Genomic DNA, 20,549 nt, shown 5'->3' on the forward strand with positions numbered 1-20,549 from the left:
TTTAGTGTCCAACTTTAGGGGTGCACCTCAAAAATGGCTGACTTATTTTTTTCTAGCAATTTCATATTTAAAATAATCGTGTGCAATCGACACATTTGAAGGTAACGTTTTAATAAAGTTCGAAATAAATTCCTCCTCATATCGATTACTAATATGTGTGAATATATAGTGTTTCACACGTAAATCTTTTTGAATACTTAACACGTCATGTATTTCAGAATGATAGTAACTATACGCCTTTTCGTATTCATGATCTAAAAATGTCGCTTCATGAACAACGCAGTCCGCGTCTTTTAGTAAATCGAAATATACTTCACTTTGAAGCGGTCGTGTATCTCCATGAATACATACTTTTCTCCCTTTTATTACAGGCCCTAAAAAGTCGTTCGTATCATAAATAACACCATCATGTACAAACGTATCACTATCTTTTATTTCACTATAAATTGGGCCAGGACGTATACCAATTTCTTTTAACTTTAGAACGTTTAACGCACCTTTTTGATCATTTTCTTTAAATACATATAAAAAACTTTCTATATTATGATCAAGTGTTTTTACCTCTATAGTAACATCTTTAATCGAGATAAAAGATCCATCTTCAATTTCCACTATTTCAACTGGATAATTCAATATTGTCTCACTTACTTGAAACGTCGTTGTTAACCATTCAGAAAGTCCTTTTGGTCCGTAAATTTTTAGTGGTTTACCTTCTCCACCTTGATGCGCACGGCTCGATAAAAAACCTGGTAAACCGTAAATGTGGTCACCATGTAAATGCGTAATAAATATATGGTTAATTTTAGATGGTTTAATAGACGTATTTAGTAAACGATGTTGAAATGCTTCTCCAACATCAATTAAAAAATATTCGTTGAGCTCATCAACCATATCTAAAATTATCGCTTGAGTATGTCGTTTTTTTGAAGGTAAGCCTGCCGCAGAACCTAATATATTAATATACATAGTAACCTCCATATAAAAGTAATCTAATTATATCATAGTCATCTTGTCTTTTAGACCCCTTCATGGAATAATATATAAAGGAAAGTAAGGTGACATTATGGACTCTATTCAATTTATAGAACAGTTTATTGTATTCATAGAAGATCATTTACGTGAAGACATAGATTTCGATGAAGTGTTAATGGAAATGGATGTTGAATCGAAAAGTTTTTTAACGCTATTTACTGCTCTCGTTGGGATGTCTCCAGCAGACTATCAAAAACGCCGTCAATTAACTGAAATTGCTTTAGAAGTTTATGATGGTCATCGACGTTTAACAGATATTATAAAATACTATAACCATAAAGATTTAGCGCAGTTTAAAGATGATTATCAAAAATTCTTTGGTATAAGCGTGTATGATACTGATAAATTTATCGAAGAAATGCCTCTACAATACCGTATTTCATTTGAAATAAACCCTACGACAAAACGTGAACCTTTTTCTGAAACACGTTCACTTGATGGGTATCGATTAATTGGTGTCGAAGAATTTTTCAATATGAATAGTTATAATGAGAAAAAGAAAACTCGATACTTAAACTACTTACTAAATAGCGGTATTATTAGCGAAATATTAAAGCATAATAACGGACCAATTAAAGGGTTATTCGTAATGGAACGATATAGTTACGGAGAAATTCAAGTATTCGTCGGCACAGCATCAGATATGAATACACCTTTTACAACGACGTATACACCTAGTGGTTTATATCAAATTTTTGAGTCGGACGGTCAATTAGACGTCGAAACAAAAAAACTTTACGAGTATATATTTAGAAGATGGCTCGTAAAAGAGCACGTTGAGCTAGACTTAACATTTTCAATAGAATTAATAAAAGGACTTACACACTCGATTGACGATTCAGTCATTGTACAAGTATGGCAGTCCATAATTGATTAAAAAAGGCGACATATGTCGCCTTTTATTATTTAGTTGCTTGTAACTCAACCATTTTAATAATAAGTTCTGTGATTTTATATAATTCTTCGAGTGGCATTCTTTCTGATGTCGTATGAATCTCTTCATATCCTAAGCCTAAAATGACTGTGTCGATTCCTTGGCCTGCAAAGATGTTACCGTCACTGCCTCCACCTAAAGAAATAATATTGGGTTCACGACCAATTTTTACGGAAGCATCGCTTGCGAGTTTTACAGCTTCTGATTCTTCCTCTGAATGCAGTGCTGGATACATTAAGTCAATGTCAACATCGACTTCTCCACCGAGTTTATGCGCTGCTTTTTTAAATTCAGATTCAATATGTGCTGTTTGTTTTGCAAGACGATCCTCTTCTAAACTTCTTGCTTCAAGTAACACATATGCATAGTCTGATACGATGTTCGTCGCTTCCCCACCTTTAATAATACCAACGTTTGATGTCGTCATTTCATCGACGCGACCAAGTGTCATATTACTTATCGCTAGCGCTGCGATATTAATTGCAGATACACCGACTTCTGGTTCGATTCCCGCGTGAGCTTTTTTACCATGAATGTGTGCTTCAATTTTATTTTGTGCAGGTGCACGGTTTACAATTGTACCCACTTGACCTGTACCGTCTACTGCGTATCCTATTTTACTTTTAACAACTGAAGTGTCAAAAGCTTTTGCACCGACAAGACCTGTTTCTTCACCAACTGTTACGATAACTTCAATATCACCATGTGGGATATTATTTTCTTTAATTGATCGAATTGCTTCAATTACTGCAGCGATCCCTGCTTTATCATCCGAACCGAGAATTGTCGTTCCATCAGAATACATATATCCATCGCGAACTTCGGGTTTAACTCCGTTACCTGGCTTAACAGTGTCCATATGAACCATAAAACAAATCGGCTCTATTTCTTTATTTCCTTCTAGTGTAAAGAATAAGTTCCCTGCACCGTAACCTGTTTCAGATTGTGTATCATCTTCAAAACCTTTTAATTCAAGTTGATCGAACTCTTTAAATAAACGATTAGCTATCTCTCTTTCATCACCAGATTCTGAATCGATCATTACGAGTTCTTTTAATAGTTCTACTACTCTTTCTTTGTTCATTAATTACACTCCTAGTTGAAAATTATTACTTGAACAAGTAATATAAAATTATATAATTTGAGAAAATGAGGGTTCACAATATGCCGAAAAAAGCACAAAACATTATCATTTGGGCAATGATTATCTTAATCGTTGTTTCAGGTTTATTAATGGGATTAAGCTATCTCACAGCACTATAAGAAAAAGTGGTCCATCAATGGACCACTTTTTTAAATGTCATCGCCGTGTTCCATAAACCATGCTTGCAGATCTGTAATGACACTCATGACATCGTGACCTTCAATTTCATGTCTCTCTATCATATCTACCACTTTTCCGTCTTTGAAAAACGCAAAACTTGGAGATGACGGTAAAAAGTCTGGTGTACGTTCACGAACTGCTTCAGTTGCATCTTTTTCTTGTCCGGCAAAAACTGTATATAAATGTGTTGGTTTTTTGTCGAAGTTTAGTGAGTGAATCGCTGCTGGACGTGCGATACCACCTGCACATCCACATACTGAGTTAATCATCACAAGTGCAGTACCTTCTTTGTCTAACGCTTCATTAACTTCTTTTGGCGTTAAAAGTTGTTCGTACCCAACATCTGTGAGTTCTTTTCTCGCATTTTCCACTAAATCTTCCATATATATTTTAAAATCTAAATCCATAGATAGCACCTCTTTACTGTAATAATTAAAGTGTAATGTTAAATATTTTATTTGTAAAGATTAAAGCGTTGTTTCACTATCAATAGACTCAATATTTTTCTTAACATCTTGTAAAAATTTACCTGCATCTACACCGTTCAGTACTCTATGATCGATAGATAAACAAAGGTTTACCATATATCTTGCTGCGAGCATTTCATCGATAAAAACAGGTTTTTTAACGATAGATTCAACTTGTAATATAGCAGCTTGTGGGTGGTTAATGACGCCTTGTGACTGAATAGAACCAAATGCGCCTGTGTTATTAATTGTAAATGTCCCACCGTGCATATCTTCCGAAGTTAGCGCATGTGTTCTACCTTTTTCAGCAAGTTGTGCAAGTTTTTTTGCGATTCCTCGAATCGACAACATATCTGCATTATGAATGACCGGAACGTATAAGTCGTCATCAGCGGATACTGCGATATTTAAATTGATTGAATCGTGGATTTGAATAGAATCCCCTTGCCAACTGCTATTGAGTATTTTATTTGTATTTAGGGCTTTTGCTACTGCTTCTATAAAGAATGCAAAATAAGTTAATTTAATACCTTCAGATTTAAATGCATTTTTATATTTATTTCTTAAATGAACGAGCTCTGTTGCATCTACTTCTATCATCATCCAAGCATGTGGAATTTCAGTTTTAGATTTCACCATATTATTTGCGATTGCTTTTTTAACACCGGTTAATTCTAGTCTAGAAGTGTCACTAGTAGTTTTAATACCGATCGATGATTTATCTGTTTTTGGTGCTTCATTTTTCACAGGATTATCGATATACGATAAAATATCCTTTTTTGTAACACGTCCAAATTGTCCTGTACCTTCAACATCATCTAGATTAACGTTATGTTCTGATGCTAATCTCATCACGACAGGTGATATTCTTTTAATCTCTTTTTGTGTGTCTGTACTATTATTATCTTTTTTATTAGTTTGTGGTTGAGATTTTTGTTCTGGTTCTTTTTCATGAACTTTGTTAGATACCTTAATTTCACAAATTGGTGTTCCGACTTCTATTGTTTCACCAACATCTACGAGTATTTTTTCTATCACTCCTTCAAAACTAGAAGGGACTTCAGCTGTTACTTTATCGGTTAAAATTTCACATAACGGATCATATTCATTTACTTTACTACCAGGCTCAACAAGCCACGCTTCTACTGTTCCTTCATGCACACTTTCTCCGAGTTTTGGCATTTTAATGACTTCTATCAATCGTTTCACCTCTTTTAATGTTCTGCAAGTTCTTTCATCTTTTCATAGATTTTATCTGGATTCACCATAAAATAGTCTTCCATTGGTGGTGCATATGGCATCGCTGGTACGTTAGGTGCGGCAAGCCTCATAACTGGTGCGTCTAAATCGTAAAATGCATGTTCAGATATAATCGCAGATACCTCACTCATTACACTACCTTCTAAATTATCTTCAGTGACGAGTAATACTTTACTTGTGTCTTTAACAGATTCTATAATCGTCTCTTGATCGAGCGGGTAAATTGTTCTTAAATCAACAACTTTAGCACTGTATCCATCATTCTCTAATCGTTCAGCCGCTTCAATGGCCATATGAACACATAACCCGTAAGTTATTACCGTGATATCTTTACCTTCACGTTTAATATCTGCCTTACCAATAGGTACAACATGTTCACCTGTCGGTACGTCTTCTTTAAGTAAACGATATGCTTTTTTATGCTCGAAAAATAAAACAGGATCGTTATCGCGTATTGCGGAAATAAGTAATCCTTTTGCATCACTTGGTGTAGAAGGTATAACAACTTTTAAACCAGGTGTTGAACTAAATACACTTTCAATCGATTGTGAATGATAAAGTGCCCCGTGTATCCCTCCACCAAATGGTGCACGAATTACAATTGGACAATGCCATCCATTATTAGAGCGATATCTAATTTTAGCTGCTTCACTCATAATCTGGTTTGTCGCAGGTAATATATACTCTGCAAACTGTATTTCAGCAACTGGTCTTTTACCAGCGAGTGACGCGCCAATTGCTGTACCGACAATTAATGATTCTGCGAGTGGCGTGTCGAGCACTCGCATTTTTCCGTACTTCTCTTGGAGTCCAGCCGTTACTTTAAACACGCCACCTTTTTGACCGACATCTTCTCCTAGAACGAATACATTCTCATCTTTTCCCATCTCATAGTCTAATCCGTCATGGATTGCTTCTAACAATGTCATCGTTTTTGTCATTATAATTCCTCCTCATACACGTGTTTTAACGCATAAGAAGGTTCTGCATATGGTGCATGTTCTGCTTCTTTTGTCGCGTCGTTAATAATATTTTTAACTTCTTCATCGATTGCTTCGAACCACTCTTCTTCTATCGTTGTATTTTTTAATATATAATCTTTAAACGTGATTAAGCAGTCCGTGTCTTTTAATGTTTGTACATGTGCTTTATCTCTATAAGAATCATCGTCATCTGAAGAGTGTGCCCCAATTCTCGAAACTAGCGCATCGATTATCGTAGGACCTTCCCCGTTGATAGCACGTGTTCGAGCAGCTTTTACAGATTGAAATACTTCAAGTGGATCATTGCCGTTAATTTGTTCTCCGTGTATTCCATATGCATGTTTTCGCTCTGATAAGTCATCAATATTGTATTGAAGTGATTTTGGGACACTAATCGCGTAACCATTATTTTCAATAAAGCATATATACGGTAATTGATGAACACTCGCAAAGTTTAGCGCTTCATGAAAATCGCCTTGAGACGTAGAACCTTCACCGAGTGAAGTAAATGATACAGCTTCTTTACCATCCATTTTTAATGCATACGCAATACCTGCTGCGTGAAGTACTTGAGTTGTTACAGTTGATCCTTGAGTCACAATATTTAACTCGTAATCGCTAAAGTGACCGGGCATTTGTCTACCTCCACTTGACGTATCATCTCGCTTCGCAAATGCTGCAAGCATACTTTCTAAGGGTGTTGTACCAAGTGTTGTTACCATTCCTAAATCTCTATAATATGGGTTTAAATAGTCAACTTTTTTCTTTAAAGCATAAGCTGCACCGACTTGTGCCGCTTCTTTACCTTGACACGATACGACAAATGGAATTTTTCCCGCACGGTTTAATAACATCATACGTTCATCAATTTTTCGTGTCGTTAACATTAAACGATACATTTCTTTTAAGTCGTCTTCTGTTAAATCTAATGTTTTATAATCTATCATTCGAATCTCTCCTTAAAAATGAATCCCTCTTTCGTCAATAAGTAATGCAGATTCCATAATTCCTTCACTTATTGACGGATGCGCATGTACTGAATTATATAGTTCTTCTACCGAACTATTTAAAAACGATGCAAGCGATAATTCGTTAATAATTTCAGTCGCATTTGGTCCAACAATCGATGCGCCTAATAACATATTATCTTTATCAGTAATTAACTTAACAAAACCTTCTCCGCCATTTTCAATAATCGCCTTACCAACTGCTTGAAGTGGTAATACGCTCACATTATATTCGATCCCTTTTTGTTTTAACTGTTCTTCTGTAGGACCGACTACCCCAACTTCTAAATTCGTATATATACATCTCGGTACAGTGTCATAATTTAGTGTGATTGGATTTAAACCTTTAATATGCTCAACCGCTATTATGCCTTCTTTTGAAGCAACATGTGCGAGTTGATATGTATTTAATACATCTCCAATCGCATATATATGGCTGTCTGCTGTTTGGTAAAATTCATTCGTTTCAATATAAGTAGTGAATTTTGCTTTCGTGTTGTTTAAGCCAATATCATCGATATTGGCTTTACGCCCAATCGCAACAATTACTTGCTCGAAATTCAATGTTTCGTCGTTATACTTTATAGAAACACCGTTATCAACTGTAACGGTCTGATTACTAATTTTAAGATCAGTTGTAATTTTTACATTACTCTGTTCTAAATGCTTTTTAAGCGTACGAATAACGTCTTTATCTTCATTAGGAATTATATTTTGACTACCTTCAATTATCGTCACGTCGACATTTAAATTAGATAATATAGATGCAAGTTCTAATCCAATGACTCCACCGCCGATAATACCTACAGATTTAGGTAATTTTTTTTGAGATAAAAATTCTTTACTCGACAATACAAATTCCCCATCAAATGGTAAAAAGTCAAGTTCGATCGGTTTAGACCCAGTCGCTATAATGACATAATCATTTTTAATAATAATAGAATCGTTTTCAGTTTCTACAGCGATTGTGCCTGCCATCGGTGAGAAAATTGACGGCCCTAATATCCTCCCATGACCATAGTAAACGTCAATTTGATGTTTTTTCATGAGTGATGACACACCGTTATATAACGTGTCTACAGTTTTATTTTTTTTATCAATTATTTTTTCATAATTAAAATTCAATACTTCAGAAATTCCGAATTCAGATAACTGATTGGCAGTTTTTATTAAATTTGAAGTGTTCAGCAAACTTTTCGTTGGTATACAACCGTTATGTAAGCACGTGCCACCGAGTTTATCTTTTTCAATGAGTGCGACAGTAAAGCCGAGTTGTCTTGCACGTATCGCAGCTACATAGCCGCCTGTACCTCCACCGATTATCGCGATGTCATATGACTTTTCCATAAAACCCTCCATAAGTTACTGGTCAGACCAGTGAAAGTTGTAAAAAAATATACTACTTGCTCGCATTTTCTATATAGACTAGAATAAATACGATGAAACAAATGTATTATCTCCTATTATACATTAACAAACGATGATTTCATTAACAGACTATATAATTATGTTGAGTAAGGTGTTTGATTACATGAAAAAAATAATTGCACTATTAATATTAGTGATTCCTGTCTTTATTGCAGGATATGGCGTAAAATTAATTCGCGACAGTATATTCGGTATCACAATTGATCCATTTAGTTCTCTTGTCCTTCAATTTATTGTAGGGTTAGTACTCTTAGTGTTCGGAGTTTGGTTCGTTGCAGGATACGTCCTTCATAGAGAGCGAAAAAATAAACGAGTTCAAGAGCGATTTAAAGCAAAAGACGAGTAAACAAATTACTGTTTACTCGTCTTTATTAATTCTTTCGCGTTTTTAATTGCTGCATCATTAATCGTAGACCCACTTAACATACGTGCAATCTCTTCAATATGTTCATTTTCATCTAAATATTCAGCTTTCGAAACAGTACGATCATTAACAACTGTTTTATACACGTGTAAATGATGGTCTGCCACCGCTGCTGCTTGAGGTAAATGAGATATCGCAAATACTTGTCTCGTCTTTGCGAGTAGTTTCATTTTTTCTGCCATTTTAGTCGCTACTTTACCACTGACTCCTGAATCGATTTCATCTAAAATTACGAGGGCTTGATTTTCAAACATTGAAAAGATCGATCTGAGCCCTAAATTAATACGTGAAACTTCTCCCCCTGAAGCCACTTTGTTTAATGGTTTCAACGGTTCACCTTTATTTGTCGTAATAAAAAATTCAACGTTAGAAAATCCGAGTGTGTTAAATTGAGTTTCCTTTACATCGATTTTAAACTGAACATCTTTCATATCGAGGTCTTCTAGTTCTTTCACAATCGCAGATTCTAAAAAGTCTTTACGGTCAAGACGAATGTCATGTAGCTTTTTAGCATATACATTTAATTGTTTAAACACTTTTTCTTTTTCATTGATTAATTCTTCATATGATTGACTAAAGTTTTTTAAATCATTAATATCCGTCTCTAGTTTACGCTCTAAACGTAATAAACCTTCAAATGTCTCATTAAATTTACGTTTTAACTGATTAATACTATTTAAACGGTCTTGGATTTCGTTTAAACGCGCTTCATCGTATTCAAGCGTACTCAAATCATTCGTAACTTGACTATTTAGCTCAGTTAATAAATGATAACTCTCTTCGAGTTTTTCAGTATATATAGAATACTTTTCATCAAATGGTGTAATCCCCTCAAGTTGATGCACGACGTCATATAAAAGAGACTGAACACTAATTTCACCGTCTAAAATCGATTTAATTTGTTCGAACTTCTCATTGACGTTTTCAAAATTCATTAAGTATTCGAGTTCTTTTTCTAAATCATCTTCTTCAGTTTCTGTCGTGAAATTCATTAATTGAAGTTCATTATATTGGTGTTCTAATAGTTCTAGTTGTTCTAATCGATTGCGATCTTTATATTCGAGTTCTGCGATACGTTTTTGTATAGAGTCATATTGATAAAATAACTGCTGATACTGTTTAAAATCTTCTTCATCATAGAGTTCAATATATCGATCGAGATAATCGATTTGACGGCTTGTTTCTAATAATTCATCGTTTTTGTGTTGCGTATGAATAGTAAATACTTCTTGCATAATTTTTTGAAGTTGGCCAAGAGTAATCATTTGGTTATTGATTTTGACGATACTTTTTTTGTTGTGCATTATCTCTCTTTTAACGATAAAAACTTCATCAACTGGGATGTTATATTGTTCAAGTAAAGCGTTTAGTGTAGCGGTATTTGGAAAATCAAACACCCCTTCTAATACGAGCCCACTCGTATCATAACGAATATCATCCATTGAAGCACGCTTACCCGCTAAGTATGACAACGCATCAATTAACATCGACTTACCAGCTCCGGATTCACCAGAAATAATCGTTAAATGGTTGTAAAAATCAAGCTCTACATTTTCTAGTACAGCAAAGTTATTAATATTTAGACGGAGTAAAATAATGCTCAGCTCCTTAAATCAGATTAAAAATTTTCTCTTTAACACTATCTCTTGCTTCTTCCCCTCTACAGATTATGAGACACGTATCATCTCCACATATAGTACCGATAACTTCTTCCCATTCGAGTTGATCAATAATCGCTCCGATTGACTGTGCGTTACCAGGTAACGTTTTTAATACTATTAAACTGTCTTGATAATCTAGCTTTACAAAGCTATCCATTAAATAGCGGCCGAGTTTTTCAAGAGTATGATAACGTCTATCTTCAGGCATGCTGTAAATATACGTACCATCCGCTTTTGGAACTTTAAATAATTGTAATTCTTTAATATCACGTGACACCGTTGCTTGAGTTACATCGAAATTATTTTCGCGTAATTTTTGGACAAGTTCTTCTTGTGTTTCAATGTCGTTACTCGTAATAATTTCTCTAATTTTAATTTGCCTTACAACCTTACTAGACATAATAGTCACCTCAATGTATATCATTAATATTTATTCAATAATATCATGTTTTCGTGTAGTATAACAAACTAAAAGAAAAGAAAAACTATCCGAAAACGGATAGTTTAAAATAATTGGTCGATTTTTTGTTGTTCGATCACTGAATTTTCCCCATCATTTTTTATGTGAAGTAAAAATTCTTCGTTACCTTTTGTACCAGTAATTGGTGAACGAATAATATCATACGTTGATAATCCAAGAGAAGTACATACTTCAACAACGCGCTCTATTACGTTTCTCTTCGTCACGTCGCTTTGAATAATCAGTGTATCCTCTTTTTCTTCTAAATAGCTTTCAAATTGTGGTTTAATTAATGCAATGACTGTGTATTCGTGATTGAAAAGTTCAGTGATGTGTCTAATAATCGGGACGATAGAAGTAAAACTCACATCAATCGTCATGACGTTTGGTAAATTTTTAAAATCATCAATTGCCGTATGCTTAAAATTCGTTTGCTCCATCACTGTGACACGTGAATCTGTTCTAAGTTTATAGTCGAGTTGGTTTGTACCGACATCAACTGCGTAAACAGACTCTGCACCATGCTGTAAACTACAATCTGTGAAACCACCTGTTGAACTTCCAATATCAAGAACGATACAATTTTCTAAGTTTAAATTAAATTCATTAATCGCAGCTTTTAATTTGATACCGCCTCTTGAAACGTAAGTTTTCACTTTTTTAAAGCGAATATCAACCTTCTTCGTATCAATAATATCAGATGGTTTATACACTGGTTCATTATTATTTAACACTTTTCCTGCCATAATTAGACGTCTGACGTCTTCTATTGTGCCAAGACTAAAATGTTCAAATATATATTGATCTGCACGGATCTTAGCCATTATGTTTTACCATTTTTTGAATTGTATTTACAATATTATCTGAAGTAATTCCTGCTTCTATAAGTAACTGTTCAACGTCACCTTGTTCAATATATACATCAGGAATAGCGATTGTTTTAACATCATTTGTAAAGTCATGTTGCGACATAAACCCTTGAATAAATTGGCCAAGACCACCTGCTTCAATGACTTCTTCGACAATTAACATCGGTACATTCTCTTTACCATATTCATGTAACATTTCTTCATCTACCGGCTTTATAAATCGCGCATTGACGATTTCAACATTAATATTCGTTTCAGATAGCATGTCTTTTGCCTCTTCAGCAATATCTAACGTTGGACCGTAACTGATGATTACAACGTCCTTCTTATCTTCTTTATGGACGACTTCCCATTTGCCTTTTTCAATTGGCTGACGTTCAGTGACTTCAATACCTTTAACATTTCCTCTAGGATAACGTAATGCAATTGGACCATCGTATTCGACAGCGTAGTCAATCATTAACTTCGCTTCAACTTCGTCTCGAGGCATCATAATCGTCATGTTAGGAAGTGGTAGTAAGAAACTCACATCAAAAATACCGTGATGTGTTTCACCATCAGCACCGACTAATCCACTACGATCAATTCCAAAAAATACATTTAAGTTTGGACGATCTACGTCATGTAACACTTGGTCATATCCACGTTGTAAAAATGTCGAATAAATAGCAAGATATGGTTTCATACCTGAAGCTGCGAGTCCAGCAGACATCGTGACGGCATGTTGTTCCGCGATTCCAACATCAAAAAATCTTTCTGGTAGCTCGTTTTGGAACTTAGTTAATTTCGAACCTACCGGCATTGCTGGTGTTAACGCGACGATACGTTCATCTTCTAATGCATGGTCAAAAACTGAATTCGATACGAATTCACTCCACGACTGTGTACCACTGCCACCAATTGTTTCACCAGTTTCAATTTTATAAGGTCCGAGTCCATGCCAAGTACCTACCTCATCATTTTCAGCGTGGTAATACCCTTTACCTTTTTTTGTGATGACATGAATAATTGCTGGTCCGTCATAATTTTTTGTTGATTCTAAAGCTTTAGTAATGTCTTTAAAATTGTGTCCATCTACTGGACCGATATATTTAATACCGAGTTCTTCGAAAAATACACCGTCTACGACTAAATATTTTAAACTGTCTTTAACTTTATCAGCTAAATCTCTTAAAGACGGTCCAAATGACGGAATTCTTTCGAGTAATTCTTCAGCATCATATTTAAATTTGTTATAGCTTGAATTCGTTCGAATACGTCCAAACATATTGTGTATTGCACCGACGTTTGGTGCGATACTCATTTCATTATCATTTAAAATAATCGTCATTTTCGTTTTTTCAGATCCGATATGGTTTAACGCCTCTAGGGCCATTCCACCTGTTAATGCACCGTCACCGATAATCGGAACGACATCATATTTCTCATTTCTGATATCTCGTGCTTTCGCCATACCTAATGCAGCTGAAAGCGAAGTAGATGAATGGCCTGCTTCCCATACATCATGCTCTGATTCCGACATTTTAGGAAATCCGGACAGACCTTTATATTGACGTAGCGTTTTAAAATCTGTCGTTCTTCCAGTTAATATTTTATGGATATACGCTTGATGACCAACGTCAAATAAAAGTTTGTCTTCTGGTGAATTATAAAAACGATGTAATGATAAAGTGAGCTCGACGACACCTAAGTTAGCACCGATATGCCCACCTGTTACTGCACATGATTCTATTAAAAAGTCTCGAATTTGTTGTGCTAATTGTTCAAGCTCTTCATCACTTTTATCTTTTAAAAATGATGGATTTTCTATTTCTTCAAGTTTCATATAGCACCCACCTATCTTTTTCTAATTATATCATTTAAAAAAGATTATAAAAATAGAAATGATATCCATATGTATGAATATCATTTCGTACGATTTACAACAATGGTAATGATATCTTCTAAATGAATAATATCAATTTCATCTTTTAATCGATATAATAATTCAGTCGTCTCTTTCTCTTTTTTCTTTAGAAGATCTGTCGCACCTTCAATACCGAATAAAGAGACATATGTCGTCGTATTGTTTTTTTCGTCTGTGCCGACTTCTTTACCGATTTCTTCTTTAGTACCTTGTACATCTAAAAGATCGTCTTTAATTTGGAATAATAATCCTAACTCTTCCGCAAATCGCTGTAATGTCGCAATAACATCTTCATTTTGGTTTGCAATAATTGCTGCTGATATTACTGGTGCAACCATTAGTTTTCCAGTTTTATGACGATGAATTTGTTCTAACGTTTCATAATCAATCGATGCATTTGTGCTTAAAATATCGTTCATCTGGCCACTGATCATTCCATTTTGACCTGCTGCAGAAGTAAGAGTTTCAATAAGTTTAACTTTAACATCGTTACTATAATCCGCGAGAGTTAATAGATGAATACTTTCTGTTAATAAGTTATCACCAGCTAGAATTGCAGTTGCTTCACCATACACTTTGTGGTTTGTCAGTTTTCCACGTCTATAATCATCATTATCCATCGCAGGTAAATCATCATGTATTAATGAATACGTATGGACCATTTCTATAGCAGCAGCCATAGGTACCCCGTTACTTAATTCGTGATTAAGTGCTCTCAACGTTTTAAAGAGAAGGAGTGGACGTATTTTTTTACCACCTGCGGAAATTGAATATAACGAAGATTCTTTAATACGATCAGACACATCATTTAAACTTAAATGATGTTTAATATGTTTATCGACATCGTCTAAATATTTTTGATAGCTATTAATCATCTGTATTACCTTCTAAAGCTTCGACTTCAAGTTGCGCATTTTTTAATATCTCATCACACTGTTTAGAAAGTTCGATACCTTTTTTATATAAATCTAAAGACTCTTCTAATTGAACATCTTCACGATCTAATTGTTCAATGATTGACTCTAGTGTTTTCATTTTTTCTTCAAAGCTTTGTGTTTCCTTTACTGATTCACTCATCTTTATACACCTCAGTAATTTTTGTTTCTAAGCGACCATCACTTAATTTCACTTGGATTACATCTCCGACATCCACATCATTTGTACTCTTTAAGACGTGTCCATCTAAACTAACAAATGAGTATCCACGTTTTAGAATTTCTAGTGGATTTAAACTATCTAAAATTTCAAGTTTGTTTTTTACTTGCAATTTAGAATGTTCTATCTTATATTGCATTAATTTAGTTAATGACTGTCGATATTGCTTATTTTGTGTTTGTCCGTTTTCAATAATATGTCGTGGACTGAGCGTATTGATTTTATAATTCAAATGACTAAATTGATGGTGTCTTTCATTATACTTTTTATTATACAACGACTCTAATTGATCTTTTTTATAGACGAGTTGTTGTAAATGTTGGTCATACAACCGTGTTGGCATTCTAAATTTATAATAGCTTTTATGGCTTTCAAGTTTTGATTGTTTGTTGAGAAGTGTATCTTGTATTTTCTTTTTCAATACTAATTGTGATTCGATAACTCTCTCTTTTAAATATCGTTGATCAGGCAAAGCATGCTCCATTGCTTGCGTTGGTGTTGTCGCTCTTTTATCAGATACAAAGTCCACGAGTGTCGTATCTGTTTCGTGTCCAATTGCAGTGATAATTGGTGTTTTCATATTAAATACTTTTTTGGCAACTTCTAACTCATTAAATGTCCATAAGTCTTCAATTGAACCACCACCACGCGCTAAAATAACAACATCAGCATGTAACTGATCTACATAATCTAAGTTGTTAATGACAGAATCGATACTCTTTTCACCTTGCATTAACGTATTAATGACTTTTATTTTTGTAAGTGGGAAACGCTTTTCAGCAGCATGTATCATGTCTTCATATGCAGCACTTGTCGCACTTGTGACTAAAATAATTGTTTTTGGAAAATAAGGAAGTTGTTTTTTATGTGCTGGATCAAAATACCCCTGCGCTTGAAGCATCTTTTTATTTTGTTCTAACTTTTCATATAACTGTCCTTGACCATCGAGTACAATATCGTTTGCGATAACTTGATAATATCCTCCGGGTTTGTAGACAGATATCCTACCTTCTACGATAACTCCGTCCCCATCACTCGGAACTTTTTTTAGTCGCTTCACACTATTACTAAACATAATACCGCGTAGTGTTGTCGATTCATCTTTCAAAGTGAAATATAAAATACCTGAACTATGTAATTTACTATTAGATATCTCACCTTTAATAAAGACCCGTTCTAAGTACGGGTCTCTAACAAATTTTTCTTCAATATATGATGATAAAGCACTCACAGTTAGCACTTGCTCGTTCGTCATAATATCACTCGTTTTTAAAGTTTTTTAACACACCGTTTACGAATTTAAAACTGTTTACGTCACTATAGACTTTTGTGATTTTTACAGCTTCGTTAATAATCACTTTTTTCGGTATATCTGTAGAAATAATCTCTGTTACAGATACACGTAAGACATTTCTGTCGACTTTACTAATACGATCTAACGTATAGTTTTTTAGTAAACTACCAATTTTATCATCAATATCATTTTGATGTTCAATATAATAGTCGACTAATTGCTTAATATAATCATATTTACTATACATTTCTTTAAATTTCACATCTTTTAATGACACTGCGTCATTATCGATTTGAAACAGTATTTGAAATGCTTTAATTCTTTGTTCATGTCTATTCATAAAAACACCTATTACTTCGCAATATTTACGATGTGAACATTAATTTCATCAATTACATTAATATCGAGCATCGTTGAGATAGATTGTTTAATATTCTCTTGGATATTTTCTGCAATCTTATGCACATTTTTACCGTCAGATAGATTGACGTACGCAGAAATTTTTAAATATCCGTTTGACTCATCTACACGGATACCTTTGCCGCGATATTTCTTACCAATTTTTTCAATTGTTCCACTCGCTAAGTTATTTTGTAAAGATGAAACACCCTTTGTTTCTAAAACAGCGATACTTGAAATAACTTCAAGTACTTCTGTTGAAATCTTAATTTTACCAATGGATTCATCGTGTCCTAATACTTCCACTATAATCACCTCATTCACTCATTATATCATGGTTTTCTAGCATATTCGTATTATAATCGTTATTAATAAACGCTTCATTATTAATAATTTTTTGATGGAATGGTATCGTCGTATTAATACCTTCAACGATGAATTCATCTAACGCGCGACGTGCAATCTGTAATGCGTCGTCTCTGTCTTTTCCATATACGATAAGTTTTGCAATCATCGAATCGTAATATGGTGGAATTGTATATCCTTGATAACAAGCTGTTTCTAAACGTACACCGAATCCACCTGGTTCTTTAAACTTCGTAATTTTACCAGCAGAAGGCATAAAGTTCTTATAAGGATTTTCTGCGTTAATTCTGAATTCAAACGCATGTCCATTAAACTCAATGTCTTCTTGAGTAAATGGTATTTCTTCTCTCATTGCAATTTTTATTTGCATTTTAACTAAATCGATCCCTGTAATCATTTCTGTAACAGGATGTTCGACTTGAATTCTCGTATTCATTTCCATAAAGTAATACGTTTCTTCATCGAGATCATATATAAATTCAATCGTCCCTGCGTTGACATAGTCGATAAATTTCGCTGCACGAACTGCTGCTTGCCCCATTTCTTCTCGAACTTCTTCAGAAATAATTGGACTTTTAGCTTCTTCAACTAACTTTTGCATACGGCGTTGAACAGTACAATCTCTTTCTCCAAGATGAACGACATTTCCGTGATAATCACCAAGTACTTGGATTTCAATATGTCTAAAATTGCTAATATATTTTTCGATATATAAATCTTTGTTCCCAAACGCACTTTCGGCTTCTTGTTCAGTTAACTTGTAGTTTTGAATTAACTCTTTCTCGTTACGTGCAACTCGAATACCTTTACCGCCACCACCGTAGCTTGCTTTAATAATGACAGGATATCCGATTTCTTCTGAAATTTTCTTTGCATCGTCTAGTGATTTTACAACACCATCAGATCCCGGAACTGTCGGGACATTTGCTTTTTGCATCGTATCCTTTGCAACGTCCTTAACACCCATTAAAGCGATTGTTTTATAATGTGGACCGATAAAGATTAAATTACTCGCATCACACATCTCTGCGAAATCGACGTTTTCAGCTAAAAATCCATACCCTGGATGGATTGCATCACAGTTTGTATTTTGAGCGATTGTTATGATACTAATCATATCTAAGTAACTGTCTTTAGATAATTTAGGGCCGATACAATACGACTCAGTTGCGAGTTTCCGGTGTAAGCTATCTTTATCCGCTTCTGAGTATACGCTCACTGTTTCAATACCGAGTTCATGACACGCACGAATAATACGTACTGCAATTTCTCCTCGGTTTGCGATTAATACTTTTTTTATCATTTAACTTTGAATAATGGTTGGTTATATTCAACCATTTCTCCATCTTCAACTAAAATCTCTACAATTTCACCGGAAACTTCTGCTTCAATTTCGTTGAATAGTTTCATCGCTTCTAAAATACATACGATCGTATCGTTTTCAATCTTATCGCCGACTTGAACATAAGGATCTGCTTCAGGTGATGGACTCTTATAAAATGTTCCAACCATCGGCGCTTTAATCGTATGAATGTTTGAAGTATCAGCAGCAGGAGCGCTAGTTTCTGGAACACTTGCTACTGGCGCTGGTGGAGCAGGTGCTTCGACAGACTGTACTGGTTGTACAGGTTGCGCTTGATATTGTGGCACTTTTGATTCACGCTTAAGTTTAATATCCACTTCTTTGTCTTTATATGTGAGTTCAACTAAATTAGCTGTTTCCATTTTTTCAATGAGTTGGTCTATATATTCTAATTTCATAATCAAATCTCCTAAACTGTTTATAATAGTATTTTACTTTAGTGGTATGACCAATTCAAATGGTAATTAAAAAAAGCAGATAAAATATCTGCTTTTAAAAAGATTATGCTCTTGAAACGTATGAACTTTCTTCAGTATTTACTACAAGTATGTCACCATTATTGACAAATAGTGGTACTTGAATAGATAAACCTGTTTCGAGTTTCGCTTCTTTTGTCGCACCAGAAACAGTATCCCCTTTAATGCTTGGTTCTGTTTCTACTACTTCAAGCTCTACAGTTTTTGGTAGTTCAACACCTAAAGTTTCACCTTCATACGTCATAATAGACACGTTCATATTTTCTTTTAAGAAATTAATTTCATGTTCTAACTGTTCTTTTGGAATCGTTACTTGTTCAAACGTGTTATTGTCCATGAACACATATCCGTCACCATCGTTATATAAGAATTGCATCTTATTGTTATCGATATGTGCTGTCCCGACTTTTTCACCTGCTCTAAACGTCTTTTCTTGAATTGCACCTGTACGTAAGTTTCTTAATTTAGAACGTACAAACGCCGCACCTTTTCCTGGCTTAACGTGTTGGAAATCAATAACTCTCCAAATACCGTTATCAAATTCAATTGTAAGTCCTGTTTTAAAATCGTTTACTGAAATCATTAAATTATCCTCCTACTTGATTATGAATAACTCTTTACTACTATGTGTCAGTTTTTGAAGTCCATCTTTAGTTACGAGCGCGTCATCTTCAATTCTAACGCCACCAAGTCCTTCAACATAAATACCTGGCTCGATAGTAATAATCATATTTTCTTCTAACACTGTATCGACAGTTTTTGCGAGTCCTGGACCTTCATGTACTTCTAGACCAATTCCGTGACCGAGTGAGTGACCAAAGTTTTCACCATATCCATTTTGATCAATAATATCTCTAGCTACCTTATCTGCCTCGCTACCAGTAAATCCAGCTTTAATTGTTTCTAAAGATTTTAACTGACTTTCTAATACAATATTATACACTTTTTTGAGTTCGTCTGAAACATTACCGACACCAAACGTACGTGTAATATCTGAAACATACCCTTTATAAGTTGCACCGAAGTCTAACGTCACAAGATCTCCATCTTCAATAACTTTTTCTGAAGGTGTTGCGTGAGGTAATGCCCCTCTATGACCACTCGCTACTATCGTATCGAAGCTCGGACCTTCTGAACCGAGTTGCGCCATAATATATTCTAGCTCAGCTTTAACTTCTAACTCTGTCATACCGACTTTTACAAATTTTAAAATACGTTCATATGCTTCGTCGACGATTTTACAAGCGACTTTAATTTTTTCAATTTCTTCATTTGATTTAACCATACGGAAAGTTTCAAACTCGTTGTTAATCGGTACGAGTTCAAAATGCTCATTTAATGTATTGTACTCATTATAATTCGTATAGGCTGCTTCAAACGCGAGTTTTTTAACGCCTTTTTCTTTTAAAAATTCGATGACAAACGACGTTAAACTTCCCTTTTGTAACACGAATTCAAAATCAGGTGCTTCTTCACGTCCTTGTACATTATATCTAAAATCAGATACTAAGTACTGTCCTTCATCAGTTACTATTACTACGCCACTTGATCCTGTGAACCCTGAGACGTATCTTCTGTTGTAAGTACTAGATACGATTAGCGCATCTATGTCATATTTCTTTAGTAACTCTTTTGTTTTTTCGATAATGCTCATTCATAATCACTCCTTAACCGTAGTTTACCGTATTTTAAAAGACTTTTCATTTTCTTTTTAATAATTTTAAAGAAATGGTAGAATAAT

General features: G+C 34.5%; 22 protein-coding genes. 2 read left to right on the forward strand and 20 right to left on the reverse strand.

Annotated elements, in window-relative coordinates; genetic code table 11:
* Window positions 1-42 precede the first annotated feature (42 nt).
* Window positions 43-966: a ribonuclease Z gene (gene rnz / locus HMPREF2767_RS00440; RefSeq protein ID WP_068128378.1), complete on the reverse strand. Its 924-nt coding sequence runs from the start codon at window positions 964-966 to the stop codon at window positions 43-45.
* Window positions 967-1,063: 97 nt separating this feature from the next.
* Between rnz and HMPREF2767_RS00445 the strand changes: the two genes are divergently transcribed.
* Window positions 1,064-1,909, forward strand: a complete 846-nt coding sequence (locus HMPREF2767_RS00445) for a helix-turn-helix transcriptional regulator (RefSeq protein WP_068128376.1) — start codon at window positions 1,064-1,066, stop codon at window positions 1,907-1,909.
* Between the two features lie 25 nt (window positions 1,910-1,934).
* Here HMPREF2767_RS00445 and HMPREF2767_RS00450 read toward each other — a convergent pair whose 3' ends face one another.
* From HMPREF2767_RS00450 to lpdA, 6 genes are all read right to left on the reverse strand, one after another.
* A complete protein-coding gene (locus HMPREF2767_RS00450; RefSeq protein ID WP_070622123.1) occupies window positions 1,935-3,050 on the reverse strand; it encodes a M20/M25/M40 family metallo-hydrolase in 1,116 nt (371 codons plus the stop codon).
* A 209-nt stretch (window positions 3,051-3,259) separates the two neighbouring features.
* Entirely contained in the window at window positions 3,260-3,697 is a 438-nt protein-coding gene (locus tag HMPREF2767_RS00455) for a BrxA/BrxB family bacilliredoxin (RefSeq protein WP_070622124.1), read from the reverse strand.
* Window positions 3,698-3,757: 60 nt separating this feature from the next.
* Entirely contained in the window at window positions 3,758-4,939 is a 1,182-nt protein-coding gene (locus tag HMPREF2767_RS00460; RefSeq protein WP_070622176.1) for a dihydrolipoamide acetyltransferase family protein, read from the reverse strand.
* Window positions 4,940-4,971: 32 nt separating this feature from the next.
* Window positions 4,972-5,958, reverse strand: a complete 987-nt coding sequence (locus tag HMPREF2767_RS00465; RefSeq protein ID WP_068128373.1) for an alpha-ketoacid dehydrogenase subunit beta — start codon at window positions 5,956-5,958, stop codon at window positions 4,972-4,974.
* Window positions 5,958-6,947 (reverse strand): thiamine pyrophosphate-dependent dehydrogenase E1 component subunit alpha, encoded by a 990-nt coding sequence (locus HMPREF2767_RS00470; RefSeq protein WP_070622125.1) that lies wholly within the window; start codon window positions 6,945-6,947, stop codon window positions 5,958-5,960. Before HMPREF2767_RS00470 ends, HMPREF2767_RS00465 begins: the two co-directional genes overlap by 1 nt.
* A 12-nt stretch (window positions 6,948-6,959) precedes the next feature.
* The gene (lpdA, locus tag HMPREF2767_RS00475) at window positions 6,960-8,354 is read right to left on the reverse strand and encodes a dihydrolipoyl dehydrogenase (protein WP_070622126.1); all 1,395 of its coding nucleotides are present in this window, start codon (window positions 8,352-8,354) and stop codon (window positions 6,960-6,962) included.
* A 184-nt stretch (window positions 8,355-8,538) separates the two neighbouring features.
* Here lpdA and HMPREF2767_RS00480 point away from each other — a divergent pair, with 184 nt between their 5' ends.
* On the forward strand, window positions 8,539-8,781 hold the full coding sequence (locus HMPREF2767_RS00480) for a DUF2627 domain-containing protein (protein ID WP_040928330.1): 243 nt from the start codon (window positions 8,539-8,541) through the stop codon (window positions 8,779-8,781).
* A 5-nt stretch (window positions 8,782-8,786) separates the two neighbouring features.
* Here the strand turns inward: HMPREF2767_RS00480 and recN are convergent, their stop codons facing one another.
* The 13 genes from recN to HMPREF2767_RS00545 all read right to left on the reverse strand — a co-directional run bounded on the left by recN (window position 8,787) and on the right by HMPREF2767_RS00545 (window position 20,462).
* Window positions 8,787-10,463: a DNA repair protein RecN gene (gene recN, locus HMPREF2767_RS00485; protein WP_371440751.1), complete on the reverse strand. Its 1,677-nt coding sequence runs from the start codon at window positions 10,461-10,463 to the stop codon at window positions 8,787-8,789.
* A gap of 4 nt (window positions 10,464-10,467) precedes the next feature.
* A complete protein-coding gene (ahrC, locus tag HMPREF2767_RS00490) occupies window positions 10,468-10,920 on the reverse strand; it encodes a transcriptional regulator AhrC/ArgR (RefSeq protein ID WP_070622128.1) in 453 nt (150 codons plus the stop codon).
* A gap of 104 nt (window positions 10,921-11,024) precedes the next feature.
* Entirely contained in the window at window positions 11,025-11,804 is a 780-nt protein-coding gene (locus HMPREF2767_RS00495) for a TlyA family RNA methyltransferase (protein WP_068128361.1), read from the reverse strand.
* Window positions 11,797-13,674, reverse strand: coding sequence for a 1-deoxy-D-xylulose-5-phosphate synthase (gene dxs, locus HMPREF2767_RS00500; RefSeq protein WP_070622129.1), 1,878 nt, complete (start codon window positions 13,672-13,674; stop codon window positions 11,797-11,799). The genes HMPREF2767_RS00495 and dxs overlap by 8 nt, the downstream gene beginning before the upstream one ends.
* A gap of 80 nt (window positions 13,675-13,754) precedes the next feature.
* Entirely contained in the window at window positions 13,755-14,630 is an 876-nt protein-coding gene (locus tag HMPREF2767_RS00505) for a polyprenyl synthetase family protein (RefSeq protein WP_068128357.1), read from the reverse strand.
* On the reverse strand, window positions 14,623-14,832 hold the full coding sequence (xseB, locus tag HMPREF2767_RS00510) for an exodeoxyribonuclease VII small subunit (protein ID WP_068128354.1): 210 nt from the start codon (window positions 14,830-14,832) through the stop codon (window positions 14,623-14,625). The genes HMPREF2767_RS00505 and xseB overlap by 8 nt, the downstream gene beginning before the upstream one ends.
* Window positions 14,825-16,165 (reverse strand): exodeoxyribonuclease VII large subunit, encoded by a 1,341-nt coding sequence (gene xseA / locus HMPREF2767_RS00515; protein ID WP_070456469.1) that lies wholly within the window; start codon window positions 16,163-16,165, stop codon window positions 14,825-14,827. The genes xseB and xseA overlap by 8 nt, the downstream gene beginning before the upstream one ends.
* Window positions 16,166-16,169: 4 nt before the next feature.
* Window positions 16,170-16,544: a transcription antitermination factor NusB gene (nusB, locus tag HMPREF2767_RS00520; protein ID WP_068128349.1), complete on the reverse strand. Its 375-nt coding sequence runs from the start codon at window positions 16,542-16,544 to the stop codon at window positions 16,170-16,172.
* An 11-nt stretch (window positions 16,545-16,555) separates the two neighbouring features.
* A complete protein-coding gene (locus HMPREF2767_RS00525) occupies window positions 16,556-16,909 on the reverse strand; it encodes an Asp23/Gls24 family envelope stress response protein (protein ID WP_083302000.1) in 354 nt (117 codons plus the stop codon).
* A gap of 10 nt (window positions 16,910-16,919) precedes the next feature.
* Window positions 16,920-18,269, reverse strand: coding sequence for an acetyl-CoA carboxylase biotin carboxylase subunit (gene accC / locus HMPREF2767_RS00530; RefSeq protein ID WP_068128496.1), 1,350 nt, complete (start codon window positions 18,267-18,269; stop codon window positions 16,920-16,922).
* Window positions 18,269-18,730 (reverse strand): acetyl-CoA carboxylase biotin carboxyl carrier protein, encoded by a 462-nt coding sequence (accB, locus tag HMPREF2767_RS00535; RefSeq protein ID WP_070622131.1) that lies wholly within the window; start codon window positions 18,728-18,730, stop codon window positions 18,269-18,271. Before accB ends, accC begins: the two co-directional genes overlap by 1 nt.
* 103 nt (window positions 18,731-18,833) lie before the next feature.
* Complete coding sequence (efp, locus tag HMPREF2767_RS00540; protein ID WP_070622132.1) at window positions 18,834-19,391, reverse strand: elongation factor P; 558 nt, start codon at window positions 19,389-19,391, stop codon at window positions 18,834-18,836.
* A gap of 12 nt (window positions 19,392-19,403) precedes the next feature.
* Window positions 19,404-20,462: a M24 family metallopeptidase gene (locus HMPREF2767_RS00545; protein WP_070622133.1), complete on the reverse strand. Its 1,059-nt coding sequence runs from the start codon at window positions 20,460-20,462 to the stop codon at window positions 19,404-19,406.
* Between the last annotated feature and the right edge of the window lie 87 nt (window positions 20,463-20,549).

It is taken from the genome of Nosocomiicoccus sp. HMSC067E10 (assembly GCF_001810835.1).
In the GTDB taxonomy this organism is placed as follows: domain Bacteria; phylum Bacillota; class Bacilli; order Staphylococcales; family Salinicoccaceae; genus Nosocomiicoccus; species Nosocomiicoccus ampullae_A.